This window comes from Curtobacterium pusillum, assembly GCF_007680845.1.
Lineage (GTDB): Bacteria > Actinomycetota > Actinomycetes > Actinomycetales > Microbacteriaceae > Curtobacterium > Curtobacterium pusillum_B.
Genome location: NZ_VEIY01000013.1, coordinates 1 through 24,943, shown reverse-complemented (window position 1 = coordinate 24,943; position 24,943 = coordinate 1). Strand labels below are relative to the sequence as shown.

General features: G+C 73.0%; 22 protein-coding genes and 2 pseudogenes. 8 read left to right on the top strand and 16 right to left on the bottom strand.

Features of this window, described 5'->3' with window-relative positions; genetic code table 11:
- Positions 1–39 precede the first annotated feature (39 nt).
- Positions 40–1,617, top strand: coding sequence for a D-apionate lactonase family protein (locus FS825_RS18200; protein ID WP_144715814.1), 1,578 nt, complete (start codon positions 40–42; stop codon positions 1,615–1,617).
- Here FS825_RS18200 and FS825_RS18195 read toward each other — a convergent pair.
- The 6 genes from FS825_RS18195 to FS825_RS18170 are packed head-to-tail and all read right to left on the bottom strand — an operon-like array spanning position 1,607 to position 7,846.
- Positions 1,607–2,524, bottom strand: coding sequence for a phosphogluconate dehydrogenase C-terminal domain-containing protein (locus FS825_RS18195; RefSeq protein WP_144715812.1), 918 nt, complete (start codon positions 2,522–2,524; stop codon positions 1,607–1,609). The two genes, FS825_RS18200 and FS825_RS18195, sit on opposite strands and share 11 nt — an antisense overlap.
- Positions 2,521–3,366 (bottom strand): sugar phosphate isomerase/epimerase family protein, encoded by an 846-nt coding sequence (locus tag FS825_RS18190; protein ID WP_144715810.1) that lies wholly within the window; start codon positions 3,364–3,366, stop codon positions 2,521–2,523. Before FS825_RS18190 ends, FS825_RS18195 begins: the two co-directional genes overlap by 4 nt.
- A complete protein-coding gene (locus tag FS825_RS18185) occupies positions 3,363–4,172 on the bottom strand; it encodes a triose-phosphate isomerase family protein (protein ID WP_144715808.1) in 810 nt (269 codons plus the stop codon). Before FS825_RS18185 ends, FS825_RS18190 begins: the two co-directional genes overlap by 4 nt.
- On the bottom strand, positions 4,172–4,657 hold the full coding sequence (locus tag FS825_RS18180; RefSeq protein WP_144715806.1) for a ribose-5-phosphate isomerase: 486 nt from the start codon (positions 4,655–4,657) through the stop codon (positions 4,172–4,174). Before FS825_RS18180 ends, FS825_RS18185 begins: the two co-directional genes overlap by 1 nt.
- Positions 4,650–6,386, bottom strand: a complete 1,737-nt coding sequence (locus tag FS825_RS18175; RefSeq protein WP_144715804.1) for a dihydroxyacetone kinase family protein — start codon at positions 6,384–6,386, stop codon at positions 4,650–4,652. Before FS825_RS18175 ends, FS825_RS18180 begins: the two co-directional genes overlap by 8 nt.
- On the bottom strand, positions 6,383–7,846 hold the full coding sequence (locus tag FS825_RS18170; protein ID WP_144715801.1) for an MFS transporter: 1,464 nt from the start codon (positions 7,844–7,846) through the stop codon (positions 6,383–6,385). Before FS825_RS18170 ends, FS825_RS18175 begins: the two co-directional genes overlap by 4 nt.
- A gap of 201 nt (positions 7,847–8,047) precedes the next feature.
- Between FS825_RS18170 and FS825_RS18165 the strand changes: the two genes are divergently transcribed.
- Positions 8,048–8,809 carry a FadR/GntR family transcriptional regulator gene (locus FS825_RS18165; RefSeq protein ID WP_144715799.1) on the top strand — a complete coding sequence of 254 codons (762 nt, stop codon included), beginning with the start codon at positions 8,048–8,050 and terminating at the stop codon, positions 8,807–8,809.
- A gap of 160 nt (positions 8,810–8,969) precedes the next feature.
- On the opposite strand, the gene FS825_RS18160 is transcribed toward FS825_RS18165, so the two are convergent.
- Entirely contained in the window at positions 8,970–12,785 is a 3,816-nt protein-coding gene (locus tag FS825_RS18160) for an SGNH hydrolase domain-containing protein (RefSeq protein WP_144715797.1), read from the bottom strand.
- Positions 12,786–13,009: 224 nt separating this feature from the next.
- Here FS825_RS18160 and FS825_RS18155 point away from each other — a divergent pair, with 224 nt between their 5' ends.
- From FS825_RS18155 to FS825_RS18145, 3 genes are read left to right on the top strand one after another with little or no spacing between them, the layout of a single operon-like run.
- The gene (locus FS825_RS18155) at positions 13,010–13,636 is read left to right on the top strand and encodes a class I SAM-dependent methyltransferase (protein ID WP_260981315.1); all 627 of its coding nucleotides are present in this window, start codon (positions 13,010–13,012) and stop codon (positions 13,634–13,636) included.
- Positions 13,633–14,424: a DUF6807 domain-containing protein gene (locus FS825_RS18150; protein WP_222126968.1), complete on the top strand. Its 792-nt coding sequence runs from the start codon at positions 13,633–13,635 to the stop codon at positions 14,422–14,424. The genes FS825_RS18155 and FS825_RS18150 overlap by 4 nt, the downstream gene beginning before the upstream one ends.
- A gap of 19 nt (positions 14,425–14,443) precedes the next feature.
- On the top strand, positions 14,444–15,004 hold the full coding sequence (locus FS825_RS18145; protein ID WP_260981314.1) for a tetratricopeptide repeat protein: 561 nt from the start codon (positions 14,444–14,446) through the stop codon (positions 15,002–15,004).
- On the opposite strand, the gene FS825_RS18140 is transcribed toward FS825_RS18145, so the two are convergent.
- The 4 genes and pseudogenes from FS825_RS18140 to FS825_RS18125 form a co-directional block, all read right to left on the bottom strand.
- A complete protein-coding gene (locus tag FS825_RS18140; protein ID WP_186377327.1) occupies positions 14,991–15,461 on the bottom strand; it encodes an NAD-binding protein in 471 nt (156 codons plus the stop codon). The genes FS825_RS18145 and FS825_RS18140 overlap by 14 nt on opposite strands.
- Before the next feature lie 34 nt (positions 15,462–15,495).
- A pseudogene (locus tag FS825_RS19135) lies at positions 15,496–15,939 on the bottom strand (NAD(P)-binding domain-containing protein); the annotation flags it as partial.
- 3 nt (positions 15,940–15,942) lie between these two features.
- A complete protein-coding gene (locus tag FS825_RS18800) occupies positions 15,943–17,394 on the bottom strand; it encodes a protein kinase domain-containing protein (protein WP_186377326.1) in 1,452 nt (483 codons plus the stop codon).
- A gap of 294 nt (positions 17,395–17,688) precedes the next feature.
- The gene (locus FS825_RS18125; RefSeq protein ID WP_144715789.1) at positions 17,689–19,617 is read right to left on the bottom strand and encodes a glycoside hydrolase family 43 protein; all 1,929 of its coding nucleotides are present in this window, start codon (positions 19,615–19,617) and stop codon (positions 17,689–17,691) included.
- A gap of 89 nt (positions 19,618–19,706) precedes the next feature.
- Between FS825_RS18125 and FS825_RS18120 the strand changes: the two genes are divergently transcribed.
- Positions 19,707–20,309 carry a dihydrofolate reductase family protein gene (locus FS825_RS18120; RefSeq protein WP_144715787.1) on the top strand — a complete coding sequence of 201 codons (603 nt, stop codon included), beginning with the start codon at positions 19,707–19,709 and terminating at the stop codon, positions 20,307–20,309.
- A gap of 18 nt (positions 20,310–20,327) precedes the next feature.
- On the opposite strand, the gene FS825_RS18115 is transcribed toward FS825_RS18120, so the two are convergent.
- The 3 genes from FS825_RS18115 to FS825_RS18105 are packed head-to-tail and all read right to left on the bottom strand — an operon-like array spanning position 20,328 to position 22,580.
- Positions 20,328–20,819 (bottom strand): hypothetical protein, encoded by a 492-nt coding sequence (locus FS825_RS18115; RefSeq protein ID WP_144715785.1) that lies wholly within the window; start codon positions 20,817–20,819, stop codon positions 20,328–20,330.
- Between the two features lie 10 nt (positions 20,820–20,829).
- Positions 20,830–21,666 (bottom strand): ABC transporter permease, encoded by an 837-nt coding sequence (locus FS825_RS18110; protein ID WP_144715783.1) that lies wholly within the window; start codon positions 21,664–21,666, stop codon positions 20,830–20,832.
- The gene (locus FS825_RS18105; protein ID WP_144715782.1) at positions 21,663–22,580 is read right to left on the bottom strand and encodes an ABC transporter ATP-binding protein; all 918 of its coding nucleotides are present in this window, start codon (positions 22,578–22,580) and stop codon (positions 21,663–21,665) included. Before FS825_RS18105 ends, FS825_RS18110 begins: the two co-directional genes overlap by 4 nt.
- A 96-nt stretch (positions 22,581–22,676) precedes the next feature.
- Between FS825_RS18105 and arr the strand changes: the two genes are divergently transcribed.
- Positions 22,677–23,087: an NAD(+)--rifampin ADP-ribosyltransferase gene (gene arr / locus FS825_RS18100; protein WP_144715780.1), complete on the top strand. Its 411-nt coding sequence runs from the start codon at positions 22,677–22,679 to the stop codon at positions 23,085–23,087.
- Here the strand turns inward: arr and FS825_RS18095 are convergent.
- The gene (locus tag FS825_RS18095; protein WP_260981313.1) at positions 23,080–23,709 is read right to left on the bottom strand and encodes a TetR/AcrR family transcriptional regulator; all 630 of its coding nucleotides are present in this window, start codon (positions 23,707–23,709) and stop codon (positions 23,080–23,082) included. The genes arr and FS825_RS18095 overlap by 8 nt on opposite strands.
- Before the next feature lie 84 nt (positions 23,710–23,793).
- On the opposite strand from FS825_RS18095, the gene FS825_RS18090 reads away from it, so the two are divergent.
- Positions 23,794–24,744 carry a zinc-binding dehydrogenase gene (locus FS825_RS18090; RefSeq protein ID WP_144715778.1) on the top strand — a complete coding sequence of 317 codons (951 nt, stop codon included), beginning with the start codon at positions 23,794–23,796 and terminating at the stop codon, positions 24,742–24,744.
- 70 nt (positions 24,745–24,814) lie between these two features.
- Here FS825_RS18090 and FS825_RS19045 read toward each other — a convergent pair.
- A pseudogene (locus tag FS825_RS19045) lies at positions 24,815–24,943 on the bottom strand (acyl-CoA desaturase); the annotation flags it as partial.

Sequence of the window (24,943 nt, the reverse complement as noted above, 5' to 3'; positions counted from 1 at the left end):
TCATTGCGCAACCGGTTGACCGACTGGTAGCAAGAGGACGTGATCGATGACGAACGCACCGTGACGACCGGCCCGTGGCGGCTCACGCTCCGGGGCGCCGAGCTCGCGGACGTCACGTACCGGGGCGTCACCGTCCTCCGCGCCGTCCGGTTCGTCACCCGCGACCACGACTGGCGCACGACCGACGACACCGTGCTCGACACGACGATCGACACCGACGAGGACGGTGCGCGCCTCCGGATCGCCGCGTCCGCCGCGTTCGACGGCCGCGAGGTCCTCCGCTACACCCTCGACGTCTCGATCGACGGCGGCACGGTGCTCGTCGCAGCCACCGGCACCACCACCACGGCGTTCCGGCGGAACCGCATCGGGCTGGTCGTGCTCCACCCGCCGACCCTGGCCGGGCTGCCGTTCACGGTCCGACACCCCACCGCGGCACCGACCGACGCCGTGTTCCCGACGTGGATCGCACCGCACCAGCCCGCCACGGACGTGGTCGGGTACACGTGGACGGTCGACGGGATCGACGTCGACGTCACCCTGGCTGGCGACGTCTTCGAGATGGAGGACCAGCGCAACTGGACCGACGCTTCCTACAAGACGTACTCGACGCCACTGTCCGAGCCGTTCCCGGTCGCCCTCGACGCCGGCACCGTCCTCCACCAGTCCGTCGCGCTGCAGTGCGGTCCGGCAGGTACGGTCCCGCCGGGAGGCGCGGCCTCCCCGGCCCCGGCCCTCGCCCTGCTCGACGGGCCGGCTCCGACCACCGCGGTCACCCCGCCGCCGACCCTGCAGCTCCTCGCCGGCTCCGGTCCGGCCGCTGCGCGACCGGACGACGCTGCGCTCCTCGTCGGGGTGCCGGTCCTCGTCGAACCGGCGCTCGGCGCACCGGGCGTCGACGCCGTCCTCGCCAGCGCACGACGCGACGCCGGCGGTGCCCCGCTCGACGTGCGGTTCGTCACGGACGACCCGGACGCGCTCCGGCACGCGATCGCGTCCGTCCTCGCCGACGGCCCGGTCGCCCGCGTCGGCGCGTTCGACCCCGCGACCCACGTGACGACCCCGGCGCTGCAACGAGCGCTGCTCGACGCGCAGGCGGCGTCCGGCGACCTCGAGGTCGTCGCGGGTACCCGCGCCCACTTCACCGAGCTCAACCGGACGATCGATGTCTTCCGCGACTGGGACGGCCCGTTGACCTTCAGCGCGACCCCGCAGATGCACGACCGCAGCCGCACCCAGGTGACCGAGTCGATCCGGATGCTGCGCTGGGTGGTGGTGAGCGCCTCCAGACCGGCCGCCGGCAGGCCGCTCCACGTCGGACCGGTGACGCTGCGTCCGCGGTTCAACGCGGTGGCGACGTCAGCGCGACCGACCGTGTCGGACGCGACGGATCCCGATCAGCACTCGGTCGCGGCCGGAGCGTGGTTCCGTGCGGCGGTCTCGGCGCTCACGGTGCCGGGGGTGGCGAGCATCACGCTCGCCGAGGCGTGGGGTCCCCGTGGCGTGGTGGCGTCGGACGGGACCCACGCACCCGCGGCGGCCGTCTTCGGGCAAGGGGAACGCCCCGCCGGAAGGGGGTCGGCGGGGCGTTCCGGTCCGGGTGGGATCAGCGCTTGACGGCGTCGATCTTGAGCATCTTCGCGATGACGGAGTCGAGCTCGCTGTCGTCGAAGACCTGCTTCCAGTCCTCCTTGATGAGCTTCTCGCGGCCGTAGCCCATCGCGATGTGGCAGGCGTCCGAGAACGGGTTCGAGCCGCGGAGGCCGTTCGTCAGCGCGATCCAGGTGTGGCCGTAGAGCATGGCGCGGGCGGCCTCGCGGGGCACGCCGACACCGGTCACGGTCTCCTCGAGGGCGTCGTTGAGGAAGTCGCCGATCATGCAGGCGATGGTCTCGACGAGGGTCGGCTCGAGGACGGCGAGCTGCTTCACGGTGACCCAGTGCACCTTGATGACGGGCGCGTACATGGTCGTGATGACGGCCTCGGCGATCGCCTTGGCGGCGTCGCCTGCATCGCCGAGCGACTCGGACGCATCGAAGGCCGCGATGACCTCCTGCGGGGCGGCGATGCCACCGAAGGTGTCGTCCCACTCCTCCTTGCTCGTCCGCTCGAGGAACACCGACGGGTGGCACGGGTGCGCCACGGCGTAGTGGACGTCCTCACGCTTGGCAAGGAGCCCCGCGTAGGCGGCAGCCGGGTCGAGCGTGAGGATCGTGGCGCCCGACTTCATGACGGGGACGAGCTGCTCCGAGATGCTGCCGAGCAGGACGTCCGGCACGGCGAGGATGACGACGTCGGCGACCTTCGCGGCGTCGAGCGACCCGGTGAGCTCGCGGCCGAGGGCCTGGATGCGCTCCTGGCCGGCGGGCGAGGCCTCGCTGTAGAGGGTCGTGTACTCGCTCTTCGCGAAGTTGTTCGAGACGCGGGTGCCCATCTTGCCGCCGGCACCGATCACGGCGACGGTGACGTCGGCCGTGCCGGATCCGGCAGCGACGGTGTGCGTGGTGGTGGCGGTGTCGGTCATGATTCCTTGCTCCTGATGTACTCGATGGTGTGTTCGGTCCACTCCGCCTCGATGCGGAGGGTGGTCTCTGCGGGTGTCTCGCCGGGGAGCGGCTCGGCACCGGCGTGCTCGTCCTGCCACGGCAGCCAGAACTCGATCACGCGGTTGATGCCGCGGGCGTCCGGCTCGATCGCGGCTCGGACGCCGGCGTAGTCGAGGACGCCGGTGCCGGTGCGGACGCCGGTGTACTGGAACCCGACCCAGCCCGGCGACCGGGTGAACGCGGCGTCCTTGACGTGCCAGTTCGCCACGTGCGGCGCGGTCAGGGCGACCACGTCCGCGGGGTGTTCGAGCCGGGCGACGGTGTTCGCGGGGTCGAGGCAGACGCCGAGGGCCGGGCTGTCGACGCGCTCCACCACGGCGACGAGGTCCGCGGTGGCGACGACCTCGTACGTCTCGAGCGCGAGCGTCACGCCGGCCCGCTCGTACGCCGGCAGGGCTTCCCGCAGCCGCGCTTCGGTCGCTGCGGCGTCCGGCTGGTCGTCGCCGCTCGTCCACATCGAGCGGACGAGCGTGACGCCGAGGCGCTCGGCGATGTGCAGGTACCGGGCCAGGTGTTCCGGGCCCGTGCCGCGGGTGCCGATCTCGAGTGCGAGCCCGAGGTCGGCCGCCAGCCCGCGGATCGCGTCGAGCCGCTGGTCACTCGCGGTGTCGAGCGGCAGGTGGTCGCAGATCTGGAAGAGGTCGACGCCGTCGTGGGACGCCGCGTCGCGGAGCGCGTCGTCGAGGGACATCGGCGCCGGGACACGGTCGGACATCCGCCAGAAGTAGGCGTACGTGGACAGCCCGAGGAGGGAGGTCATGCCGCACTCCTCTGCAGCGCGAGGGCCTCGTCGAGGATCGCGGTGATCGCCGCCGGATCATGGGCGAAGCGGCCGAGGAACAGCCCGCCGATCCGGCCCTGGCCCCGCGTGAGGAGACCGGGTCCGGCACTCCCGCCGTAGATCGCCGTGCTCCCGCCGAGGTCCGGTCGCTCCCGGAGGTGCGCCTCGAGGCCGGCGAGCACCGCGACGATGTGCTCGTCGGGCGCCGGTGCCGGGGCGCCGATGGCCCACACGGGCTCGTACGCCACGATGACCGGGCCGATCGCGCCCGCGGCCGTCGCGGTCGCCAGGTAGCGGTCGAGTTGAGCGGTCACCTCGGCGACGGCTGTGGACGTGTCGCCGTCGGAGGCGCGGGTCGTCTCGCCGACGCAGATGAGCGGCCGCAGGTGGTTGCGGAAGGCGGCGTGCACCTTCCCCGCGATCTCGTCGTCGGTCTCGTGGAACAGGGAGCGGCGCTCGGCGTGGGCGATCTCGACGAGGTCGACGCCGATCTCCGCGAGTTCGTGGCCCGAGACCTCGCCGGTGAAGGCACCCTCGTCGGCCCACGCCAGGTCCTGTGCGCCGAGGAGGACGGGGGCGTCGGCCTCGGCCAGGATCCGGTGGACGGGCACGAGCGACGGGAAGGTCGGGATGACGAAGAGTTCGACGGCCCCGGACTGGACCGCGGGGTGCTCCCGTGCGGTGGCGGCCACGGCGGCGGCCCACTCGAGCGTCCGGGCGTGCGAGAAGTACATCTTCAGCGACACCCCGATCACGAGCGGGGCCGTCGTCGTGGACTCGGGCATCAGGCGTCGGTCCCGACCGGGGCGGAGCCGTCGTACGCACAGATGGCCTTGACCTTCTCGGCGCTCGCGCTGCTCGTGTCGAAGGTGTAGCCGAGCCACTCCTTCGCCATCCGCCGCGCGACCTCGACGCCGACGACGCGCTGGCCCATGCAGAGCACCTGGGCGTCGTTGCTGAGCACGCTGCGCTCGACCGAGAACGAGTCGTGCGCGGTGACCGCCCGGATGCCGGGGACCTTGTTCGCGGCGATCGCGACGCCGAGGCCGGTGCCGCAGATGAGGATGGCGCGGTCGGCCTCGCCCGCGGCGACGAGCTTCGCGGCGTCGACGGCGACGTGCGGGTACGCGGTGTGCCCGTCGGCGTCCACGCCCACATCGACGACGCTCAGGACGCGGGGGTCCTTCGCGAGGTCGGCCTTGATGATCTCCTTGTAGTCGAACCCGGCGTCGTCGGAGCCGACGACGAGACGGAACTGCTGCTCAGGCATGCTGGCGCTCCTTCGTGGTGGTGAGGGTGGTGAGGACGGCTGCGGTGATGAGCGCGAACGAGATCGCGCCGGCGTCCGGCGTGCCGACCGCGTCCTCGCCGTGCGTGCGGGCGCGTCCCATCCGCGGCAGGAGGTCGGCGGTGGCGTCGGCTGCTGCCGAGGCTGCTGCGGACGCGGCGGACCAGGCGGACACGAGGTCGTCGCCGGCCTCGACACGGGCCGTGAACACGTCGTCGAACGGGACGAGGGCGTCGACCATGGTCTTGTCGCCGGGCACCGCGCCGAAGGCGAGGACGGCTTCGGTGGCGGCGTGCACCGCGCTCTGGACCTCCGCCGCCGTCGGACGCGACTCGTCCCCGATGACGCGACCCAGTGCCTCCAGGGCAGCACCCCAGATCGCGCCGGACGTGCCACCGGCCTTGTCGGACCAGGCGTCGCCCGCGATCGCCAGGACCGACCCGGCACCCGCCCCACGGGCCGCAGCGTCCTGCGCCGCACGGTCGGCGGCCGTGGAGCCGCGCTGCATGCCGATGCCGTGGTCGCCGTCACCGGCGACCGCGTCGATGCGGCCGAGCTCGTCGGCGTGCTCGGCGATCGTCGCGCGGATCGCGGCGATCGCGCTCGCGACGACGGCGGCGCTCTGCTGGGACTCGTCCGTGCCGGCGGTGACGGGGACGACCGTGCCGGCTTCGAGCACGTCGGCGGTGACCGGCTCCTGCGGGACCGCGCCGCCCTTCCGGTACGCGGGGGCGTCGGCGGGGGCCGACCAGAGCGCAGCGAGTTCGTCGTCGAGCCAGAACAGGGTGAGGGAGACCCCGGCCATGTCGAAGCTCGTGACGAGTTCGCCGACCTCGGGTTCGACGACCTCGACGCCGGCTGCCGCGAGCTTCCGCTGGACGGCGCCGAAGACGACGAAGAGCTCCTCGTACTTGACGCTGCCGAGGCCGTTGAGGATCGGGACGACCCGGCTCCCGCGGGGTTCGACGCCCTCGGGCAGCTCGGTGAGGAGCCGCTCGACGAGCAGGTCGGCGAGGCCGTCGGCCGTCGGGACGTCGGACTCGCCGATCCCGCGCTCGCCGTGGATGCCCATGCCGATCGCCATGCGTCCTTCGGGGACGGTGAAGAGCGGTTCGTCGGCGCCCGGCAGCGAGCAGCCGGAGAAGGCGACGCCGAAGGAGCGGGTGCGGTCGTTGGCCTTGGTCGCCACAGCGGCGACGTCGTCGAGCGTGCGGCCCTGCTCGGCCGCGGCACCGGCGACCTTGAAGACGCAGAGGTCCCCGGCGATGCCACGGCGCTTGTGCGCTTCGGTCCGGTCGGCGGAGGCGACGTCGTCGGTCACCCGGACGGTGCGGACGTCGATGCCCTGCGCCTCGAGGGCGCGGGCCGCGGCGTCGAAGTTGAGGACGTCGCCGGCGTAGTTGCCGTAGGAGAGGAGCACCCCACCGCCGTGCTCGCTGGCCTTCGCCACGGCTGTGACCTGCTGCGCGCTCGGGCTGGCGAAGAGGTTGCCCATCGCTGCGCCGGCTGCGAGCCCGTGGCCGACGAGGCCGCCGAAGGCCGGGTAGTGGCCGGAGCCGCCGCCGACGACGAGTGCGACGGTGCCGGCGGGGCTGGTCGTCGAGCGGGCGACGCCGCCGTGCACCTTCCGGACCCGGGCGCGGTTCGCGGCGACGAAGCCGTCGACCATCTCGTCCGCGAAGTCCGCGGGGTCGTTGAAGAGGCGGGTCATGCGGTCGTCTCCCGCGTGGTGGGCGCGCCGTTCGCGGCGGTGGGGTCGGCGGCCGCGGCGGTGGGGTCGGCGGCCGCGGCGGTGGGGTCGGCGGCCGCGGCGGTGGCCGTGGCCGTGGCGCTGGCCGTGGCCGCGTCGTTCCGCTTCGTCGTGCGGCCGAGGACGAACATGAGGACGCTCGAGAGCACCATGAAGAAGCCGACGATGAACATCGGGACCTGGTAGCCGCCGGTCCACTCGCTCACCGCGCCGGTGATGTACGGGGCCGCGAAGCCGCCGAGGTTGCCGACGGTGTTGATGAGCGCGACGCCCGCAGCCGCGGCCGCACCGGTGAGGAACTGCGTCGGGACCGTCCAGAAGTTCGGCAGCGCAGCGAAGATCGAGCACGCCGTGACCGCGATGACGGCGACCGTGGCGGCCGGGCTGTTCATGAAGAGCGCGACCGGGATGCTCAGGCCACCGACGAGGGCCGGGACCGCGATGTGCCAGACCCGGACGCCGCGACGGAAGGCGTCACGCGACCAGAAGTACAGGACGACCGCGGCCGGCACGTACGGGATCGCGGTGATGAGGCCCTTCTGGAACAGGTCGAACGTGGTGCCGAACTGCTCCTGGAAGCCGTCGATGATCGTCGGGAGGAAGAAGCTCAGCGCGTAGAGGCCGTAGATGAAGCCGAAGTACACCGCGGCGAGCATCCAGACCCGACCGGAGCCGAAGGCCGCACGGAGACCACCCTTGCCGTGACCGGCCTTCTGCTTGTCCTCGGAGGCCAGCGCCCCTTCGAGCCAGAGCTTCTCGTCCTCGTCGAGCCACTTCGCCTGCGACGGCTTGTCGCGGAGGACGAACAGGCACAGGATGCCGACGATGATCGCCGGGATCGAGACGCACAGGAACATGAAGCGCCAGCCGGCCAGGCCGCCGAGCAGTCCCTCGTGGGTCATCAGCCAGCCGGCGAGCGGGGAGCCGATGACGCTCGTGAGCGGCTGGGCCAGGTAGAAGAGCGCGAGCATCTTGCCGCGGTGGCGGGCGGGGACCCAGGTGGAGAGGAAGAGGATCGCGCCGGGGAAGAACCCGGCCTCGGCGATGCCGAGCAGGAAGCGCAGGCCGACGAGCTGCGGGTAGTTCTGGACCCACGTGAAGAGCAGGGACACCAGGCCCCACGTGATCATGATCCGGGCGAGCCAGACCCGGGCGCCGAACTTGTGGAGCGCCAGGTTGGAGGGCACCTCGAGCACGAGGTAGCCGATGAAGAACACGCCCGAGGCGAACCCGAACTGTGCGGCGGTGAGGCCGAGGTCGGTCTCCATGCCGTTCGGGGCCGCGAAGGAGATCGCGGTGCGGTCCAGGAAGTTGATGAAGAACATCAGTGCCACGAAGGGCACGATGCGGATCGCGATCTTGCGGATGGCCGTCTTCTCGACGACCGAGGTGGGGATGCCTCGCGTGGCGGGGATGTCCACGATGACTCCTGCTCGGTGGGGTGGGGCCTCCGGGACCGGCTGCTGCGCCGGGGGTCGGAGTGCGCGCATCGGTGCGCAGGGTCAAGTGTGCTGCGGCCGTCGCAACTTGTCAACCGGTTGACCATTTCGCGCGGGATGGCGTTGAGTGGTCCCGCGTTCGATGTCCCTCAGAACCGGTTGACCGGACGGTACGCTCGCTGCATGCCCGCGTTCAGCGAGAACGACCCCCTCAACATCCGGCTCGAACTCGAGTCCGTGCCGGCCGGCTCCCCCGCCTCCGAGGTCGCTCGACAGCTCGTGTCCCTGTTGACCGCCGGCGACCTGGCGCCCGGCTCGCGGCTGCCGTCCGAACGGGTGCTGTCCGAGCGGCTCGGGGTCGGTCGGTCCGCGGTGCGGGAGGCCCTCGCCGCGCTCGAGATCCTCGGCATCGTGCAGATCCGCCCGGGCTCGGGGACGTACCTGCGGGGTGGCACCTCGGACCTGCTGCCGACGACGTTGTCGTGGGGGCTCATGCTCGCGTCGAACCGGACGCGCGAACTGCTCGAGATCCGGTCGTCGCTCGAGCGGACGGCGGCGATCCTCGCCGCCCAGCGCGCGACGGATGAGGAGCTCGACGCCCTCGGCCGGACCCTCGACCAGCAGGCGGCTGCGCTCGACGACCCCGAGGCGTTCATCGAGGCCGACGTCCGCTTCCACGTCCTGCTCGCCCGGGCCGGTGGGAACGACGTGCTCGCCGACCTGCTGCAGAGCCTCCGGTCGATGCTCAGCGTGTGGGTCGGTCGCCGGGTGACGACGCGGGAGGCCACCGAGGCCGCCTACCGCGAGCACCGGGCCGTGCACGAGGCGATGCGGTCGCGGGACGTGCTGGCGACGCAGCGGGCGATGGACGAGCACATGGCCACGGCGAGCGCCCGTATCGAGCACGCCGACCCGGTGCCCGAGGACGAGGGCGCGCGGGCGTAGGCGCTGCCGCCTGGGGCCGGCGGCTGGGGGCTGGGGGCCGGGGGCGAGTCTCGGCGTGAGCGACATCTCTTGGGCTCCGGGCCGCGAGAGATGTCGCCCACCCTGAGTCTCGGGGCCGGGGCCGGGGCCGGGCCGGGCGCCGGGCGCCGGGGGCCGGCCGCTACGCCGCGCGCAACAACGGCGCCACGAGGGGCTCCAGCCACCGGCTGTACGCCGTCGACATGTGCGTCTTGTCGCGGTACACGAGCTTGTCCTGCACCACCACCGGGCACCCGTCCGCGGTGCAGAACCAGTCGCGCGGCTCCACGGTCGGCACGCCCGCCGCCCGCACGGTGGCCGCGACGTCCTCGTGCCGCCCGGACACCGCGTACGCCCGCTGTTCGGACTGGTTGCAGTCCCGGACCGCGTCGAGGTGCTCGGCCACGCACGACACCGCGTCCCCCTCCGGCACCGGGGTGTCGAGCATGTACACGGTCTTGAGCCCGGCGGCCTGCATGGTGGCAGCGGTCTCGGCGGTGCCGTCCGCCCACGTGGTGTTCGACACCTGCTTGCCGGGCACGTTGTCCGACTGGGCCATCACCACGAGGTCGGGAGCCAGGGCCTCGATGCGCTTCATCGAGGCGTCGCGCCACTCCGGGCACTCGGTGTACGTGCGCTTGAGCGACGAGTTGAACAGCTCGACGTCCATCGCGACCGGGCACGCGGCCTTCGTCCACGCGACGACCTTCCACCCCTCGGACTTCCCGGCGGCGTCGAGCGCCGGCAGCCACTGCTGCGCGTGCGAATCGCCCCAGAGCACCACCGTCCGTGACCCGTGCGGGTCGCCGTACACGCACGACTTCTGCTTGATCTGCAGGTACCCCGCGTGGCATCCGTCGTCGGTCGAGGCCGGCTGGTCGTCGGCGGCGGCGGTGAGGCTCGGCGTGAGGTTCGCCGGGACGTCCGACGTCGACAGCGCGGACTGGATCGTCGACTGGATCTCCCGCGTGCTCCCCTGGTCGAGTCTCGCGGCCTGCACGGTCCCGCCCCCGCCGACGAGCGCCGGCACCGAGACGACGACCACGACCGCGGTCGCCGTGGTCAGCGCCGCCGCGGTCGCGCCGACAGCGGCCCACCGGATGCGGCCCCACCGTGCCCGGGCGGACGGCGACTCGATGAGGTGGTAGGTGATCGTCGCCACCCACAGCGCGACGGCCATCACCTCGAGCTTCTCCGGCCACCCGAGGTCGCGGTTCACCATCACGGGGACGAGCACGACCATCGGCCAGTGCCATAGGTACCAGCCGTACGACACCTTCCCGATCGCCTGGAACGGCCGGCGACCGAGGAGCGACTCGGCCGATCCGCGCCGGTACACCCCGCCGCCGGCGATCACCGCGCAGGCACCGAGGACCGGCAGGAGCGCGGCCGTCCCGGGGAACGGGGTCTCGTCCGAGTACAGGAACGCGCTCGACACGATCGCGCCGAGCCCGAGCCAGGTGAGCGTGACCTGCACGACGACCGGCATCCGCAGCAGGTACCGGGCCCCGATCGCCAGGAACGCCCCGGCAGCGAGCTCCCACGCGCGGGTCTGCATCGAGAAGTACGCCAGCGGGGAGTCGTGCGCCGTGATCGTCACGGAGGCCCACATCGACGCGCCGGCCACGAGCGTCACCACAGCGGTCATCGCCAGGCGCCGGTGCCGCTTCCACAGCACGATCGCGAGCGTCAGCAGGAGCGGCCAGAGCAGGTAGAACTGCTCCTCGACGCCGAGCGACCAGAAGTGCTCGAGCGGCGAGGCCGGCCCGTCCGCCGCCTGGTAGTCGACGCCCTGTGCGGCGAGCCGGTAGTTGAGCGAGAAGAACGTCGCGGCGACACCGTCCCACGCCACGTTCGAGGCGCGGAGGATGGAGTCGAACACCCGCGTGGCCACCACGGTGACGGCGATGACGAGCAGCGCGGTGGGCAGCAGCCGCCGGATGCGCCCGGCGTAGAAGGCGCCGAAGTCGATCCGGCCCTTCCGTTCGACCTCGCGGAGCAGCTGCCCGGTGATGAGGAACCCGGAGATGGCGAAGAACACGTCCACCCCGACGTACCCGCCGGTGAGGACCGGCGCACCCGCGTGGTAGACCACGACGAGCAGCACCGCGACCGCGCGGAGCCCCTGGATGTCCGGCCGGAACCGGCGCGGGCCGACCGCCTGGGGGTGCTCGGCCTGCACGGGCTCCTCGACCGGGGCGGCGGTCGCAGCGAGCGCGACCGGGTCCAGCCGCTCGCCGAACCGGGGCCCTCCGGCGGTCGGACTGGAGGCGCGCTGGGGCTCCGGCAGGGACCCGACGGGTGACGACGGGGTCACCGCGGGCGACAGCGGCGCGGCCGGCAGCGTGGGCGCCTCAGCGTCGGCCGCCCGCACGGTGGCGCGGCGCTTCGGCGACTCCGGGACCGTCAGGAACAGCATCGGGACCTGCACGTAGGCGTGGATCGCGGCGAGGATCCACATCGCCCAGAGCACGTCGAAGCCGAAGCGGACGGTGGCCCACGCCAGCCCCGCCCACGTCACGAGCAGCGAGAGCGTGACGGTGACCCGCATCACGCGGGCGATCTGCGTGCCGAGCGGGGTGGTCACCTTCTTCGCGGCGCCGGTCGGGACCCACTCGCGGGTCTTCCCGGTGAGCACGTGCACGATCGCCACGGCGTGGGCGAACGAGTAGAGCGACTGGATCCGGAGGACGTCGATGCGCCAGTGGGACTTGTACATGACCGGGACGACCACGAACCACATGAGCATCGCGCCGAGCAGCCAGATCGAGTTCTGCGGCATGATCCACTGCGGCAGGCCGAAGAGCATCACGAGCCCGGGCAGCGGCGACAGGAACACGTTGACCGCGGTGGAGATGTAGTAGAGGAACCCGGACCAGAAGCACATCCGCTGCCGCAGCGTGATGTGCGGGTTGTCGTGGAAGCTCGTGTCGGCGAGGAGCGACATCGAGCCCGTGCACCAGCGGTACTGCTGGTTGAGGAACGACGCGAGGTCGTCGGGGCAGATGCCCTTCGACACCAGGACCGGCACGTACCGGACGAGGAACCCGACCCGCATGAGGTTGACGCCGGTGTGCACGTCCTCGGAGTGGCCGATCTGGGCGAAGCCGCCCGCCAGTTCCAGGGCGGAGCGCCGGTAGATCGCACACGTGCCGACGCAGATCGCCGCGTTCGAGCGGTCGCGGGCCGGCTGGATCCAGCGGTAGAAGAGCTCCTGCGTCGCACCGGCCGTGCGTTGCAGCCAGTGCATGCCCTTGCGCGCGTCGAAGAACTGCGGGGACTGCACGATGCCGACGGCCTGGTCGTCGAAGTAGGGCACCAGTTCGTGCAGGAAGTCGGCGCGGGGCACGAAGTCGGCGTCGAACACCGCGATGAGGTCGCCGGTGCTCGTGTCGTAGCCGTGCCGCAGGTTGCCGGCCTTCTTGAGGTGGCCGCGGTCCGACCGGACCTCGTACGTGTAGCCGTACCGTCGGGCGAGCTCGGCGACCTCGGGGCGGTCCCCGTCGTCGAGCACGTACACGGTGAGCGTGGTCGGCCAGCGGTGCTTCGACACCCAGTGGTAGGTGTTCGCGAGGATCGCGATCGGCTCCCCCGCGGTGGGTAGGAAGACGTCCACCGTCGGGTAGCGGCCGGGCTGCCAGTTCCGCACCCGTTCGACGTGGTCGCGCTTCCGGAACCGCTTGCGCCGGGAACTCGTCGCGAGCGAGATGCAGAGCGTCAGGCAGTACAACGTCGTCGGGATGAGGAACACCAGCAGCCCGGGGGCCGACGTGGCGAACCGCCAGATGCTCGAGGCGATGAGTGCGAACGCCGCCGCCTGGGCGAACAGCATCCAGCGGTGCTGCGGGCCCAGGTACCAGTACTTCTCGCGATCGGTCGGCGGTGCCGGGAGGTACTCCGTGCTGCTCGTGGTCGGCGCTCCAGAGCGCGCATCGACCACCGTGTCCGTGGACGTCATCTCGGGCCTTCCCCTGCTCCAGGCGTGATGGATGCTGTCGTGGTGCGATCGTTCGATGGTGCGGGTTCCGGGCGCGCCGTGAGTGACCGGCGGGTTACGGGCAGCTGGCAGGTTGCCCCTCGAACGGGGGACGTCCTCCCTCCTTGCCGATCCGGCAACAGCACTTGTCCCGAGTGCGCGGTGTCGTGTGCACTGAGCACGTGCACCAACACGACGAGCCCACGGTGACCAGCGACGCCCGCACCTGGTGGGAGACCCGGTACGCCGAACGCGACGGCATCTGGTCGGGCCGGGTGAACGCCGTGCTCGAGTCCGTGGCGGCGTCGCTGCCACCCGGGCGGGCGCTCGACCTCGGGTGCGGTGAGGGCGGTGACGCCGTCTGGCTCGCCGAGCACGGCTGGACCGTCACGGGCGTGGACCTGTCCGCGACGGCGGTCGACCGCGCCGCGGCCGCGGCCTCACGAGCGGGTGTCGGCGAGCGGACGCGCTTCGTGGCGGCCGACCTCGCGACGTGGACGGACGACGGCGGCCAAGACCTCGTCACGGCGTCGTTCCTGCAGTCGTGGCCGGTGGAGATCCCCCGCGCCGAGATCCTCCGGCGGGCCGCCACCCTCGTGGCGGCCGGCGGTCGACTGCTCGTGACCGCGCACGCCGCGCCACCGCACGGGGACCTGCCGGAGGAGATGCAGTCGTACCGGTTCCCGTCCCCCGGCGAGGACCTGGCGGCGCTGCGGCTCGACGACGCGTGGGAGGTGCTCGAGGCGTCCGAGCGACCACGGGTGACGACGACCCCGGACGGGCACGAGCACCGCACGGTCGACAGCGTCGTGCTCGTCCGGCGCCGCGGGTGACACCGGACGCGGTGCTCCACGAGCTCACCGTCGAGGGGACGACGGTCGCGTCGGCCCTCGACGGCGCCGGGACGATCGCGACGTCCTCGCCCCGCCCGTACCTGCACCCGGTCCGGACGCTCGGCGGCGCGGTCGTCAGCGCTCACCACCCGCCCGACCACGACTGGCACTGCGGCGTCGGTTTCGCGATCCCGGACCTCGACGGCGTGAACTGCTGGGGTGGCCCGACCTACGTCCGCGGCGAGGGCTACGTCCGGCGGGACGACCACGGCCGCGCGACGGTGGCGCACGCCGGCAGCCACGGACCCACCCTGCAGCAGGAGGTCCTTTGGCGCGGGCCCGACGACGCGGTCCGCCTGCACGAGGACCGGTCGCTCGCGTGGCGCCCGGTCGACGGGGGCTGGGAGCTCACCTGGTCCTCGTCCTTCCGGACCCCCGGCGACGCCGCGGTCCAGCTCGGCAGCCCCGGCAGCAACGGCCGGGTCGGCGCGGGCTACGGCGGGTTCTTCTGGCGGTTCCCGCCCTGCACGGACGTCACCGTCCGGACGATCGACGCCGCGGGCGAAGCCGCCGTGCACGGCTCCGTCGCACCGTGGGTCCAGTGGTCGGCGCGGTTCGACGGCGGCGCGGCGACCGTCCGGATCGAGGCGCTCGACCACCGCGACCCGTGGTTCGTCCGCGTCGCCGAGTACCCGGCGATCGGGTCCGCACTCGCGTGGGACCAGCCCGCGCGCGTCGGCCCCGGCGTCCCGCTGGTCCGCTCCTTCCGCGCCACGATCCGGGACTGATCGCCCCTACGCTGGCCGGATGGACGAAGCGAGCGGGACGCGGTCGACGGGACCAGGCGACGGTCTGGAGGCGCGGGTCGGCGCCGCCCCGCGCCTCCAGACCGATGCGTGGGAACGTCGGGTCGCGGCGCTCTGGGCGGACGACACCGTCGACGACGAGGCGCGCGTCGCGCGCATGCGCGACCTCGCCGCCGTGGCACCGCACCCGGCGCTCGGCGCGTGCGAACTCGGCGGGGCGCTGGACTCGGCCGGGCACGAGGCGGAAGCCGACCAGCAGTACGCGGCGGCGACCGCTGCCGGGCTGGCCGAGGTGGACCCGGCCCGGGCCGCGCAGCTCGCCGTGCAGCACGCGTCGACGCTCCGGAACCTCGGCCGGGTGGACGAGGCGATCGCGATGCTCCGCGACGCTCCCGAGCACCCGTCGACGGGTGCGGCTCCGCGGGTGTTTCTCGCGCTCGCCCTGCACAGCGCGGGACGGGTCGACGAAGCGCTGCGGGTGGCGATCGAGGCGGTCGAACCGACCCTGCCGCGGTACCACCGGTCGGTGCTGGCCTACGCGGCCGACCTCACCGAGCGCTGACGTCCGGGTCGTCCTGCCCACGGAGCGGGATGCCGTTCCGCTCCTCGAGCAGCCGCACGGCGAGCAGCTCCCCCGGCACCGGTCCGAACGCCGCCAGCGCCGCTTCGTGCAGGCTGAGCGACCGCTCGAGCAGTGGGAGCTCCAGTCCGGCCGCCATCCGCGCCACGTCCCGCAGCTCGGTGACCACCCCGTCGAGCCCGAACGTGGCGAAGTCGTCCCCGGCGAGGAACCGCGGCAGGTACCGGTCGGAGAACGCGCTCGCGCCCGCCGTGCCCACGAGCAGCCGCTGCAGCGCCGCGGGCTTGATCCCGGCACGCTGAGCGGTCTGCAGTGCCTCGGCCGTCACGGTGGCATGGGCGAACCACAGCGCGTTGACGAGGAGCTTGACGACCTGCGCGTGCGCCGGGTCGTCCCCGATGATCCGGACCCCACCGTCGTCCGCGAGGTCGTCGAGCACGGGACGGACCCGTCCGACGGCAGCGGCGGGACCCCCCCACGAAGAAGGACAGTCGGCCCGCCGCCGCGTCGTCGGGGTCGCCGCCGATCGGGGCCGAGACGAACGGCACACCGTGGGCGTCGGCACGAGCGGCCGCCCGCGTCGTGGTCTCCGGGGACCCCGAGGTCAGGTCGAGCCAGACGGCCGCGCCACCGGAGCGGGCCCCGGCGGCGGAGCGGGCCCCGGCTGCGGCGAGCGCGGCGTCCGGGACCGCCGGGTCGAGGACCGTACCGTCGGGCAGGAGCGTGACGAGCACGTCGGCGTGCGCAGCCACCTCGGTGACGTCCGCGCACCAGCGCGCTCCGGCCGCCGTCGCGACCGCTGCACGGGACGGGTCGACGTCGGACGCGACCACGGTCCGACCCGCGGCACACAGTCGCCGGAGGACGGCGCTCCCCATCCGGCCGACGCCGACGACCCCGATGGTGCCGGTGGTCATCGGTCAGACGGTGCCGGCGTCGCTGGCCGACGTCCGAGCGGGCGACGCCGGCGGGAACGGCAGGGACTCGCTGGTCGTGCGGAGTGACTCGCGACGGATCTCGAGCTGCGTCACGGCGAGTGCCGCGAGGTCGTGCAGGTTCGCGAGGTCCGCCTCGGTAGCCTGGCGCGGCCGGGTGTCGAGCACGGCGAGCGTCCCGATGGCCGTCCCGTCGTGCGTGACGAGCGGGACGCTGACGTAGAAGCGGATGCCGAGCGGACCGGTGACGAGCGGACTCCGCTGCATCTCCGGGTGCACCGAGCCGTCCGGGATCACCACGGGGACGGGCACCGGGGCGAAGCCGTTGCGGAAGCTGATGTTCCGCGCGGCGTCGTCGATCCCCTCGGCGATGTACGACTGCGACCACTCCCGGTCGTCGTCGAGCACCTCGACCAGGGCGATCGGGGCGTCGAAGAGCCGCGCGGCCATCGCCGTGGTGCGCTGGAGGGCCTCGTCGGGGAGCTCGTCGAGGGTGGCCGGACGGTCCGTGTCCGCCGGGGTGGTCATCGGCGGAGGCGTGGCGGCGGCCGCAGCTGCGGCGGCCGTGTCGACGACGTGGTCGGCGACGGCGGTCTCCGCGATGACGACGTCGCGGAGGAGCGTCACGAGTTCGGCGCCGGCCGGACGGTCGCGGGGGTCCTGCGCCGTCATCGCCCGGAGGACGGTCTTCCAGTGCTCGGGCAGCGGCTCCGGCACCACCGGGTCGCGGGACAGTCGGGCGACCGCGGACTCGACGAGCGAGCCCGGGAACTCCCGGCGGCGGGTGAAGCACTGCAGGAGCACGAGGCCGAGGGAGTAGACATCGCTCGCCGGTCCGACCTCGGCGCCGCGGGCCTGCTCGGGGCTGAGGTACGCGGCGGTGCCAGTGGTGACGCCGTCCGCCGTCAGCCGTTCCACGCCGGCGGCGAGGGCGATGCCGAAGTCGGTCAGCCGCGCCCGGGCACGGTCGGAGCCGTTGCCGTAGTCGACGAGCAGGATGTTCGACGGCTTGATGTCGCGGTGCACGACGCCGCGGGCGTGGATGTAGTCGAGGGCCTCGGCCATGTCGTAGCCGATCTCGGCGATGTGCCGGACGGCGAGGGGGCCCTGCGCCAGGCGCTCCTCGAGGTCCTGGCCGACGACGAGCGCCATCACGATGTACCGCTGCCGTCCGCCGTCGGGCCCGGTGAGGACGCCGGCGTCGAGGAGGCTGACGAGGTTGTGGTGCTCGAGCGAGGCGAGCACGCCGAGTTCGGCTTCCTGGCGGGCGATGTCGACGGTGCCCGGGTGGAAGACCTTCACGGCGACGGGCCGGCCGAGGCTCTCGTCGACCGCGCGGTAGACGACCGACATGCCGCCCTGGCCGATCGCTTCCTCGACGCGGTACCGACCGTCGAGCAGCGGGGACCTCGCTTCGACGTCCTCTGTCGGACCCATGCACCCTCGTTCTCGAATCCGACCTGGACGCTGCATCCTCCCACCCCGGGGGCGCTCGCGCGCGGCGACCCACGTTCTCCGGATGGACCGGTGTCGGACGGGAGGCGCGGTGCCAGCCCGCCCCGCGCCTCCCGTCCGCCTCCGCGCACGTCGCGGGCTGCGCGCGCCGTGGCGTTCATGGCGTTCCGGGCGTACCGTGCCGTTCCGGGCGTACCCGGTCGGAAGATTCCGCCCGGTACGCCCGATCCCACCCGGTGACGCGGCCGAGGCGGGCGGGCGCGGGTCGCGCCGCGCTCAGCCCCGCACGGAACGGACCGTGCTGACCGTCAGGTCGTCGAAGGTGCTCGTGAACCCGGAGCCGCCGAGCGAGATGAGCCCGATCCGCGGGGTCGCCCCGAGGTCCGCGGTCCAAGTGCCCCCACGGACGAAGTGCCGCCCGTCGACGCTCGTGTACGCGGTGTACCGGTCCTCGCCGTCGACCACCCGGTGCACGATGCGGAGGGTGGTGCGGTCGCCGACCGGCCCGACGACGGTGTTGCCGTACGTGGGGGCTCCGGCGGGCTGCCCGGAGAGCTGCTTGCCGAACTCCGTCTGCCGGGTGTCGAAGATCGAGTTCGACGTGAGGCGGAGGTAGTTGGCGTCGTCCCCGTACACGATCAGCCCACCCTGGACGTAGTTCAGGCCATCGCCCGTGGCCGGGGTACTCACCGCGACCGTCGTCTCGACGACGTAGTCGCCCTGGGGTGCGGGCTCGGAGAGCACCGACGCGAGCGGGGTCGTCGGCGGGTGGATGTCCGCCGCCTGGGTCTGCCAGCGGAGGGTCCCGCCGCCGACCGTCCACGTCGAGGGGTCGGGCTCTCGGGTCCAGGTCAGCGCCGGCGGCAGAGCCGTGCCTCGGAAGTCGGTCGAGAGGGCGCGGATCTCGCGGCCGGGGACGTCGACCGGAGCGAGCGTCGGACGGTACGTCGCCCGTTGCCCCGGCTGCGCGACCGGCCCGGGCTGCACGGTGTCGGACGGCCCGGCACCGCCGCGGACGACGGGCCAGCCGTGCACCCAGTCGAGCGGGTCGATGAGCACCGGACGCTTCGTGTACGTCGCCTGTCCCGCGTAGTACGGGTCGTTCCGGTCGACCGCGTGGTACACGATCCAGTCCTGGCCGGCGAGGTCGGTGACGACGGTGTTGTGGCCGGTCCCCACCCAGCGGTTGCCGTTCTGCGCGAGCAGGGGCGTGCCTCCGACCCGGGTGCTGGTGATCGCGACCCCGTCCTGGTCGGTGAAGGGGCCGAGCGGGCTCCGGGACCGGGCGACGAACACGGCGTACCCGGTGAGGGCGCCGTTGCAGCAGTTCGTGGCGGAGCCCATGAAGTACCACCAGCCGTCGTGGCGCATCAGGTAGGTGCCCTCGTACCGGTTGTCGATGGCGATCTGGCGCTCGGTCGACGGGATCGAGCGGAGCCCGTCCGCGCTGAGCCGGCGCACGTTCACGCCGCCGAAGTAGCTGCCGAAGTACAGGTAGGTGCTCCCCCGGTCGGTGATCACCTCGGGGTCGAACTCCCACCGCTGCCCGGTGCCGTTCGGGGCGGCCTGCGGCGCGACGACCGGGCCGCCGGAGTCGGTCCAGGGGCCGGTGGGACTCGAGCTGGTCGCGACGCCGACGGCCGATCCGCCGCCGGTCGGCCCCGTCGCCGTCGGGGTGTCCGACGCCGCGTAGTAGAGGTACCAGGTCCCCGCGCGTCCGTGGCTCCCGGCCCGGTACACGACGTCCGGCGCCCAAATGCCGTTCGCGTCGCCGACCCACGCCGGCTTCGACGGGAAGGCGTCGTCCACGTACGACCAGTGCGTGAGGTCGGTCGACCGGTACGTCGGCACCCCGTGCTGCACGAGCGAGCCGTCCGGGTTCTGTTCGGTGGCGGTCAGCGCGTCCGTGGTGCAGTAGAGGTACCAGTTCCGGTCGCGTCCGACCCCGCGGATCACCGTCGGGTCCGCGCAGCTCGCCGCGGTCTGGCCGTCCGGGAGCGCGAGGGTCATCGGGTTCTGGTGAGTGGGTGCCGCGGGGCCGCGTGCGGTGGTCGCTGCCACTCGGGTGGTCGTCGCGGCGGCCGCTCGGCTGGACGTGGACGCGTCGGCGCGCGCGGGGACCGCACCGCCGTCGGCCTGGAGGAACGTGGTCGCGAGACCCGCGACCGTCGCGATCACGAGGACCGCCTTGAGGGATCGGCGCACGGTGGACCTGCTCTCGTCGTCGAGGAGCGTGCTGTCCCCGGCGAGCGTACGCTCGGGCGCCACAGGTCGGTCGGACGAGGGAGCCCGAGATGCCCGCACGCTTCGTGTACTGGATCAACGTGTCCGTCGACGGCTTCGTGGAGGCGCGGCCCGGGGAGCACAGCGGGCTCGACGGTCCCGACTGGATGCGGATCGACGAGCCGCTGCACCGCGAGTTCAACGCCCGCGCGGCCGCGATGACGCTGTCCGTCGAGGGCCGGGTGGTCCGCGACATGATGGACCCGTTCTGGCCGGACGCCCGGACCGACGAGTCGATGCCGGCGTACCTCCGCGAGTACGGGGAGATCTGGACGGCGCAGCCGAAGATCCTCGTGTCCCGGACCCGGACGACCGCGGACCACGGCACGCGGATCATCGGGGGCGACGGTGATGCGATCGGGGCGCTCGCCCGGATCCGCGCCGAGTCCGAGGGCGACATCGGCGTGGGCGGCCCGAACGTGGCGACGCAGCTGCTCGACGCCGGGCTGCTCGACGAGCTGCTGCTCTTCACCCACCCGGCCGTGCTCGGCGGCGGCCGCCCGCTGTTCGACCCGCCGACGTCGGGGACCAGGCCACCGTTGCTGCTCGACCTCCTGGAGCAGCAGCGGTGGGACAACGGCGTGACCCTGCACCGGTACCAGGTGCTGCGGTAGCCGCTGTGGCCGCTGTGGTCAGTCGCCGCTCGGCGTGGCGCCCACGATCACGAGGCGCCACTCGGAGGCGCGGTCGCTGTCGAACCCGCTGCACCCGATCCCGTCGACCGCCGCCGTCGAGCCCCCGAGGGCGATGCGGTGCGGGCTGTCCCGGCACGACATCGGATCGGTCGTGACCGCTCGCGAACCGCTGGCGGACGTCACCCGCACGACCGCCCGCATCGACCCGTTCCCGAAGCACGAGAACTCGACGTGGTCGACGCGCTGCGATGCGGGGAAGTGCAGGCTGATGTCACTCCCCGGGCGGGACGGCTCGCCCTGTTCGGCGTCGATCGCGGCCGTGAGCACCCCGAGGACCGCGTCGTCGCGTTCGACCGCCGCGTCCTGCTGCTTCTGCCACGTGCGGAGCGCGCCCTGGTCCACGGTCGGTTCCGCCGAGCACCCGGTCAGCAGCAGCACCGCGGCCAGCACCGGGAGCGCGACGGCGACCGGACGCACGATGGAGCGCACGGCGGTCGGCTCAGACGTCACGACGACGTGCGACCGCGAGGGCGAGGGCGCCCACCGCCACGACCTCCGCCGCGAGCACTCCGAACCCGGCCCAGCCGTTCAGGACGATCCCCGGTTCGGCCCCTTGACCGGCGTACGAGTAGGCGTACAGCTGGCCGCCGGCAGCGTCGGGCAGGAACTTCCCGACGTCGAGGAGCCACTGTGCCTGGAGCAGGCTGCCGAACACCGAGAGGACGATCGGCAGCACCAGCAGGATCCCGAGCGTGACGGCGATGGCCCCGGCGCTCGACCGGAGGAGCAGCCCGATGCCGAACGCGAGCAGCGCCAGCAGCGTGACGTAGACCGACGAACCGAGGATCGGCATGAAGACCGCGGGGTCGGCGACGTCGGGGTGCACGCCCCGCGCGGACTGCAGCACCGACGACAGCGCCACGCCGATCCACGTCGCAACGACACTGACGACGAACGTCGCGAGGGCGAGGACGGCGGCCTTCGCCAGGAGCACACCCGTGCGGCGCGGATCCGCCGTGAAGGTCGACCGGATCTGCCCGGTGCCGTACTCGCCGGTGATGATGAGCACGCCGAGCACGCCCACCACGAGGGCGGTCAACGAGACGCTCGCCGTGTTGATGCTCACGAGGGTCCCGTTGGCGCTGTCCTGCGACATCCGGGTCCCGGCGTCGTTCACGAAGTTGCCGAGGAGCACCGCCATCGCGACGGTCAGGACGACGAGCACCGCGAAGCACCAGACCGTCGACCGGATGCTCCGGAACTTGACCCACTCGCTGCGGACGAGTCGGCTGAAGCGCAGACCGGTGGTCGGCGGCAGGGTCGTGGCGGCGGTCATCGTGCGCCCTCCGATCGGTACTCGACGTCGTCACGGGTGAGCGCCATGTAGGCCTCCTCGAGACTGGCACCCGAGGGGGTGAGCTCGTGCAGCGGGACGCCGACCTTCGCGGCGATGTTGCCGACGGTCTCGGCGTCGGGGCCGACGACCAGGAACGAGCCGTCCTCCCGCGGGGTCACCGACGCGTTCGGTCCGATCGCCCGGAACAACTGGTCGGGAGCCGGGGTGCGGACGACCACGCGACTGCCGCCGCCGCCCGACCCTCCGGCGACGAACTCCTGGATCGGGGCGTCCGCGAGCACCTTGCCGCGGCCGAGGACCACCACGCGGTCCGCCGTCTGGGCCATCTCGCTCATGAGGTGGCTCGACAGGAACACCGTCCGGCCGTCGGCGGCCATCCGGCGCGCGAGCTGCCGGACCCAGAGCACGCCGTCCGGGTCGAGGCCGTTGACCGGCTCGTCGAGGATGAGGGTCTTCGGGTCGCCGAGCAGTGCCGCCGCGATGCCGAGCCGCTGCCCCATGCCGAGCGAGAACCCGCCGACGCGCTTCTTCGCGACGGACTCGAGACCGGTCATGTCGATGACCTCGTGCACGCGCGACTTCTGGATGCCGTGCGTCGCCGCGAGCGCGAGGAGGTGGTTGTAGGCGCTCCGGCCCTGGTGCACGGCCTTCGCCTCGAGCAACGCCCCGACCTGCCGGAGCGGGTCGCGGAAGCTCTGGTAAGGCTGGCCGTTCACGATGGCCCGACCCGCGGTGGGACGGTCGAGCCCCATGATCATCCGCATCGTGGTGGACTTCCCGGCGCCGTTGGGGCCGAGGAAGCCGGTCACGCTGCCCGGCCGGACGACGAACGAGACGTCGTCGACGGCGGTCTTGGGACCGTACTGCTTGGTGAGGTGCTCGACTTCGATCACGGCGGCCACGCTACGGGAGCGCCAGGGCCCACCGCGTCCGCCGTCAGGGGGAGATGCCCTGCACCTCCGGCGGACCTGCGGCGCTAGCCTGTCGCCGTGAGCGACGCACTGGACGACGGGCCGTTCTTCCACGGGACGAAGGCCGACCTGCGGGTCGGCGACCTGCTGACGGCGGGGTTCCACTCGAACTACCGGCCCGAGATCGTGATGAACCACGTGTACTTCACGGCCGTCGTCGACGGCGCGGGGCTGGCGGCGGAGCTCGCGGCGGGCGAGGGGACCCCGCGGGTGTACGAGGTCGAGCCGACCGGAGCGTTCGAGGACGACCCGAACGTCACCGACCGGAAGTTCCCCGGCAACCCGACCCGGTCCTACCGGAGCACGTCGCCGGTCCGCGTGGTGCGCGTCGTCGAGGACTGGCCACGACTGACACCAGAGGCGCTGCAGACCTGGCGGGACCGTCTCGCGGTGCTCCGTCAGGACGAGCGCGGCGAGATCATCAACTGACCCGGAGCGCCGCACCGACCGCCCGGGCGGGCTCGGGCAGCCGCTCGCTGTCCTCCGACCTGCGGAACGCGTCGAGTGCGAGGGCCGCGAAGCGCCGGGCAGCCACGACCCGCTCGCCGGGATCGCTGCCACGGAGTCCGCGTGCCGCGAGGAGCACCAGCAGGAGGTCGTCGACGACGAAGTCCGGCCGGAGCGCCCCCGACTCCTTCGCCCGCACGGTGAGGGCCGCCAGCGCGCGCAGCAGCTCGGCGCGGTGCCGGGCCAGGCGGTCGGAGACGTGCCCCGCGGCGACGAGCGCGTCGACGAAGCCCTGGTTCCGCGCGTTCAACTCGACCACGCGGGCGACCACGGACCGGAACCCCTGCCAGGCGTCCGGCTCCCCCGCACCGTCGAGCACGATCGACCGGCACAGCTCGAGCTCGTCGTCGAAGGCCGCGTCGACGAGGTCCTGCCGCGAGGGGAACCTGCGGTAGAGCGTCGCCGGACCGACCCCGGCGTGCCGGGCGATGTCGCGCATGGTCACGTCGAGCCCGCGGGAGCCGAAGAGGTCCCGCGCGGCCTGGAGCACCCGGTCCCGGTTCTCGCGGGCGTCGGCACGCAAGTGAGGCATCGCGTCGGTCACGACTCCCACTCTAGCCAAGTGGACGCCGGCGTCCGTTAGCGTCCGATCAGCGCCGGGACGTCCCCGGCCACCAGGAGGAGCAGCATGCACGGCGTCACCATACAGACGTTCGGATCCCCGGACGGACTCGTCCCCACCGACCTGCCGGAGCCCGCGGTCGGCCCCGGCGAGGTCCTCGTCGACGTCGAGGCGATCGGCGTCGGCGGCGTCGACGCGGTCATCCGCCGCGGCACCATCGGCCGAGCGGGCGTCGCACCCGGCCACGTCCCCGGCAGCGAGGTCGCCGGCACGGTGCGGAGCGTCGGAGAGGGCGTGGACCCGGCGTGGACCGGCCGACGGGTGTGGGCGTTCACGGGCCTCGGCGGCGGGTACGCGGAACGCGCGGTCGCACGGGTCGTCGACGTGACCCCGCTCGACGAGGGGTTCAGCGCGATCGACGCCGTCACCCTCGGCTCGGCCGCGCTGGTGGCCCGGTTCGCGCTCGCCCACGCCCACCTCGCCGAGGGGGAACGCGTGCTCGTCCGCGGTGCCGCGGGCAGCATCGGCCTCGCGGCCGTCGAGCTCGCCGTCCGGGCCGGGGCCTCGGTCGCCGTGACGACCGGTTCGCCGGCGCGCGGCGAACGCCTGCGGGAACTCGGCGCCACCGAGATGCTCGACCGCAGCGGCGCCCCGGCCTCCGACCCGTTCGACGTCGTGGTCGACGTCGTCGGCGGGCCGGACCTGCCGGACTTCCTCGACCGGCTCGCGCCGAACGGACGGCTCGTGCTCGTCGGCGCGGTCGCCGGGATGCCGCCGGCGGACCTGGCCGGCGGGCTGCTCCGCGAGTTCCAGCAGTCACGGTCGTTCGCGACGTTCAGCCTGGACTCGGTGCCGCGGGACGTGCTCGCCGCGGGTCGTGCGGAGCTGTTCCGTGACGCCGCGGCGGGCCGGCTGACGCCGGTGGTCGACGACGTCCTGCCGCTCGCGGACGCGGCGGAGGCGCACCGCCGCATGGACGCGGGTGCGGTCTTCGGACGGATCGTGCTGACGCCCTGAACGCGAGCGTTGACGGACTGGAGGCGCGGTGCCAGCTGGCACCGCGCCTCCAGTCCGTGGTCGGGACGCGTCAGTGGATGCGCAACTGCGCGACCATCGGGCACGCGAACGGGTCGCGCGCTGCGAGACCGACCCGGTTGAGGTAGCGGACGACGATGCCGTACGAGCGCAGGAGCGTGGTCTCGGTGTACGGCACGTC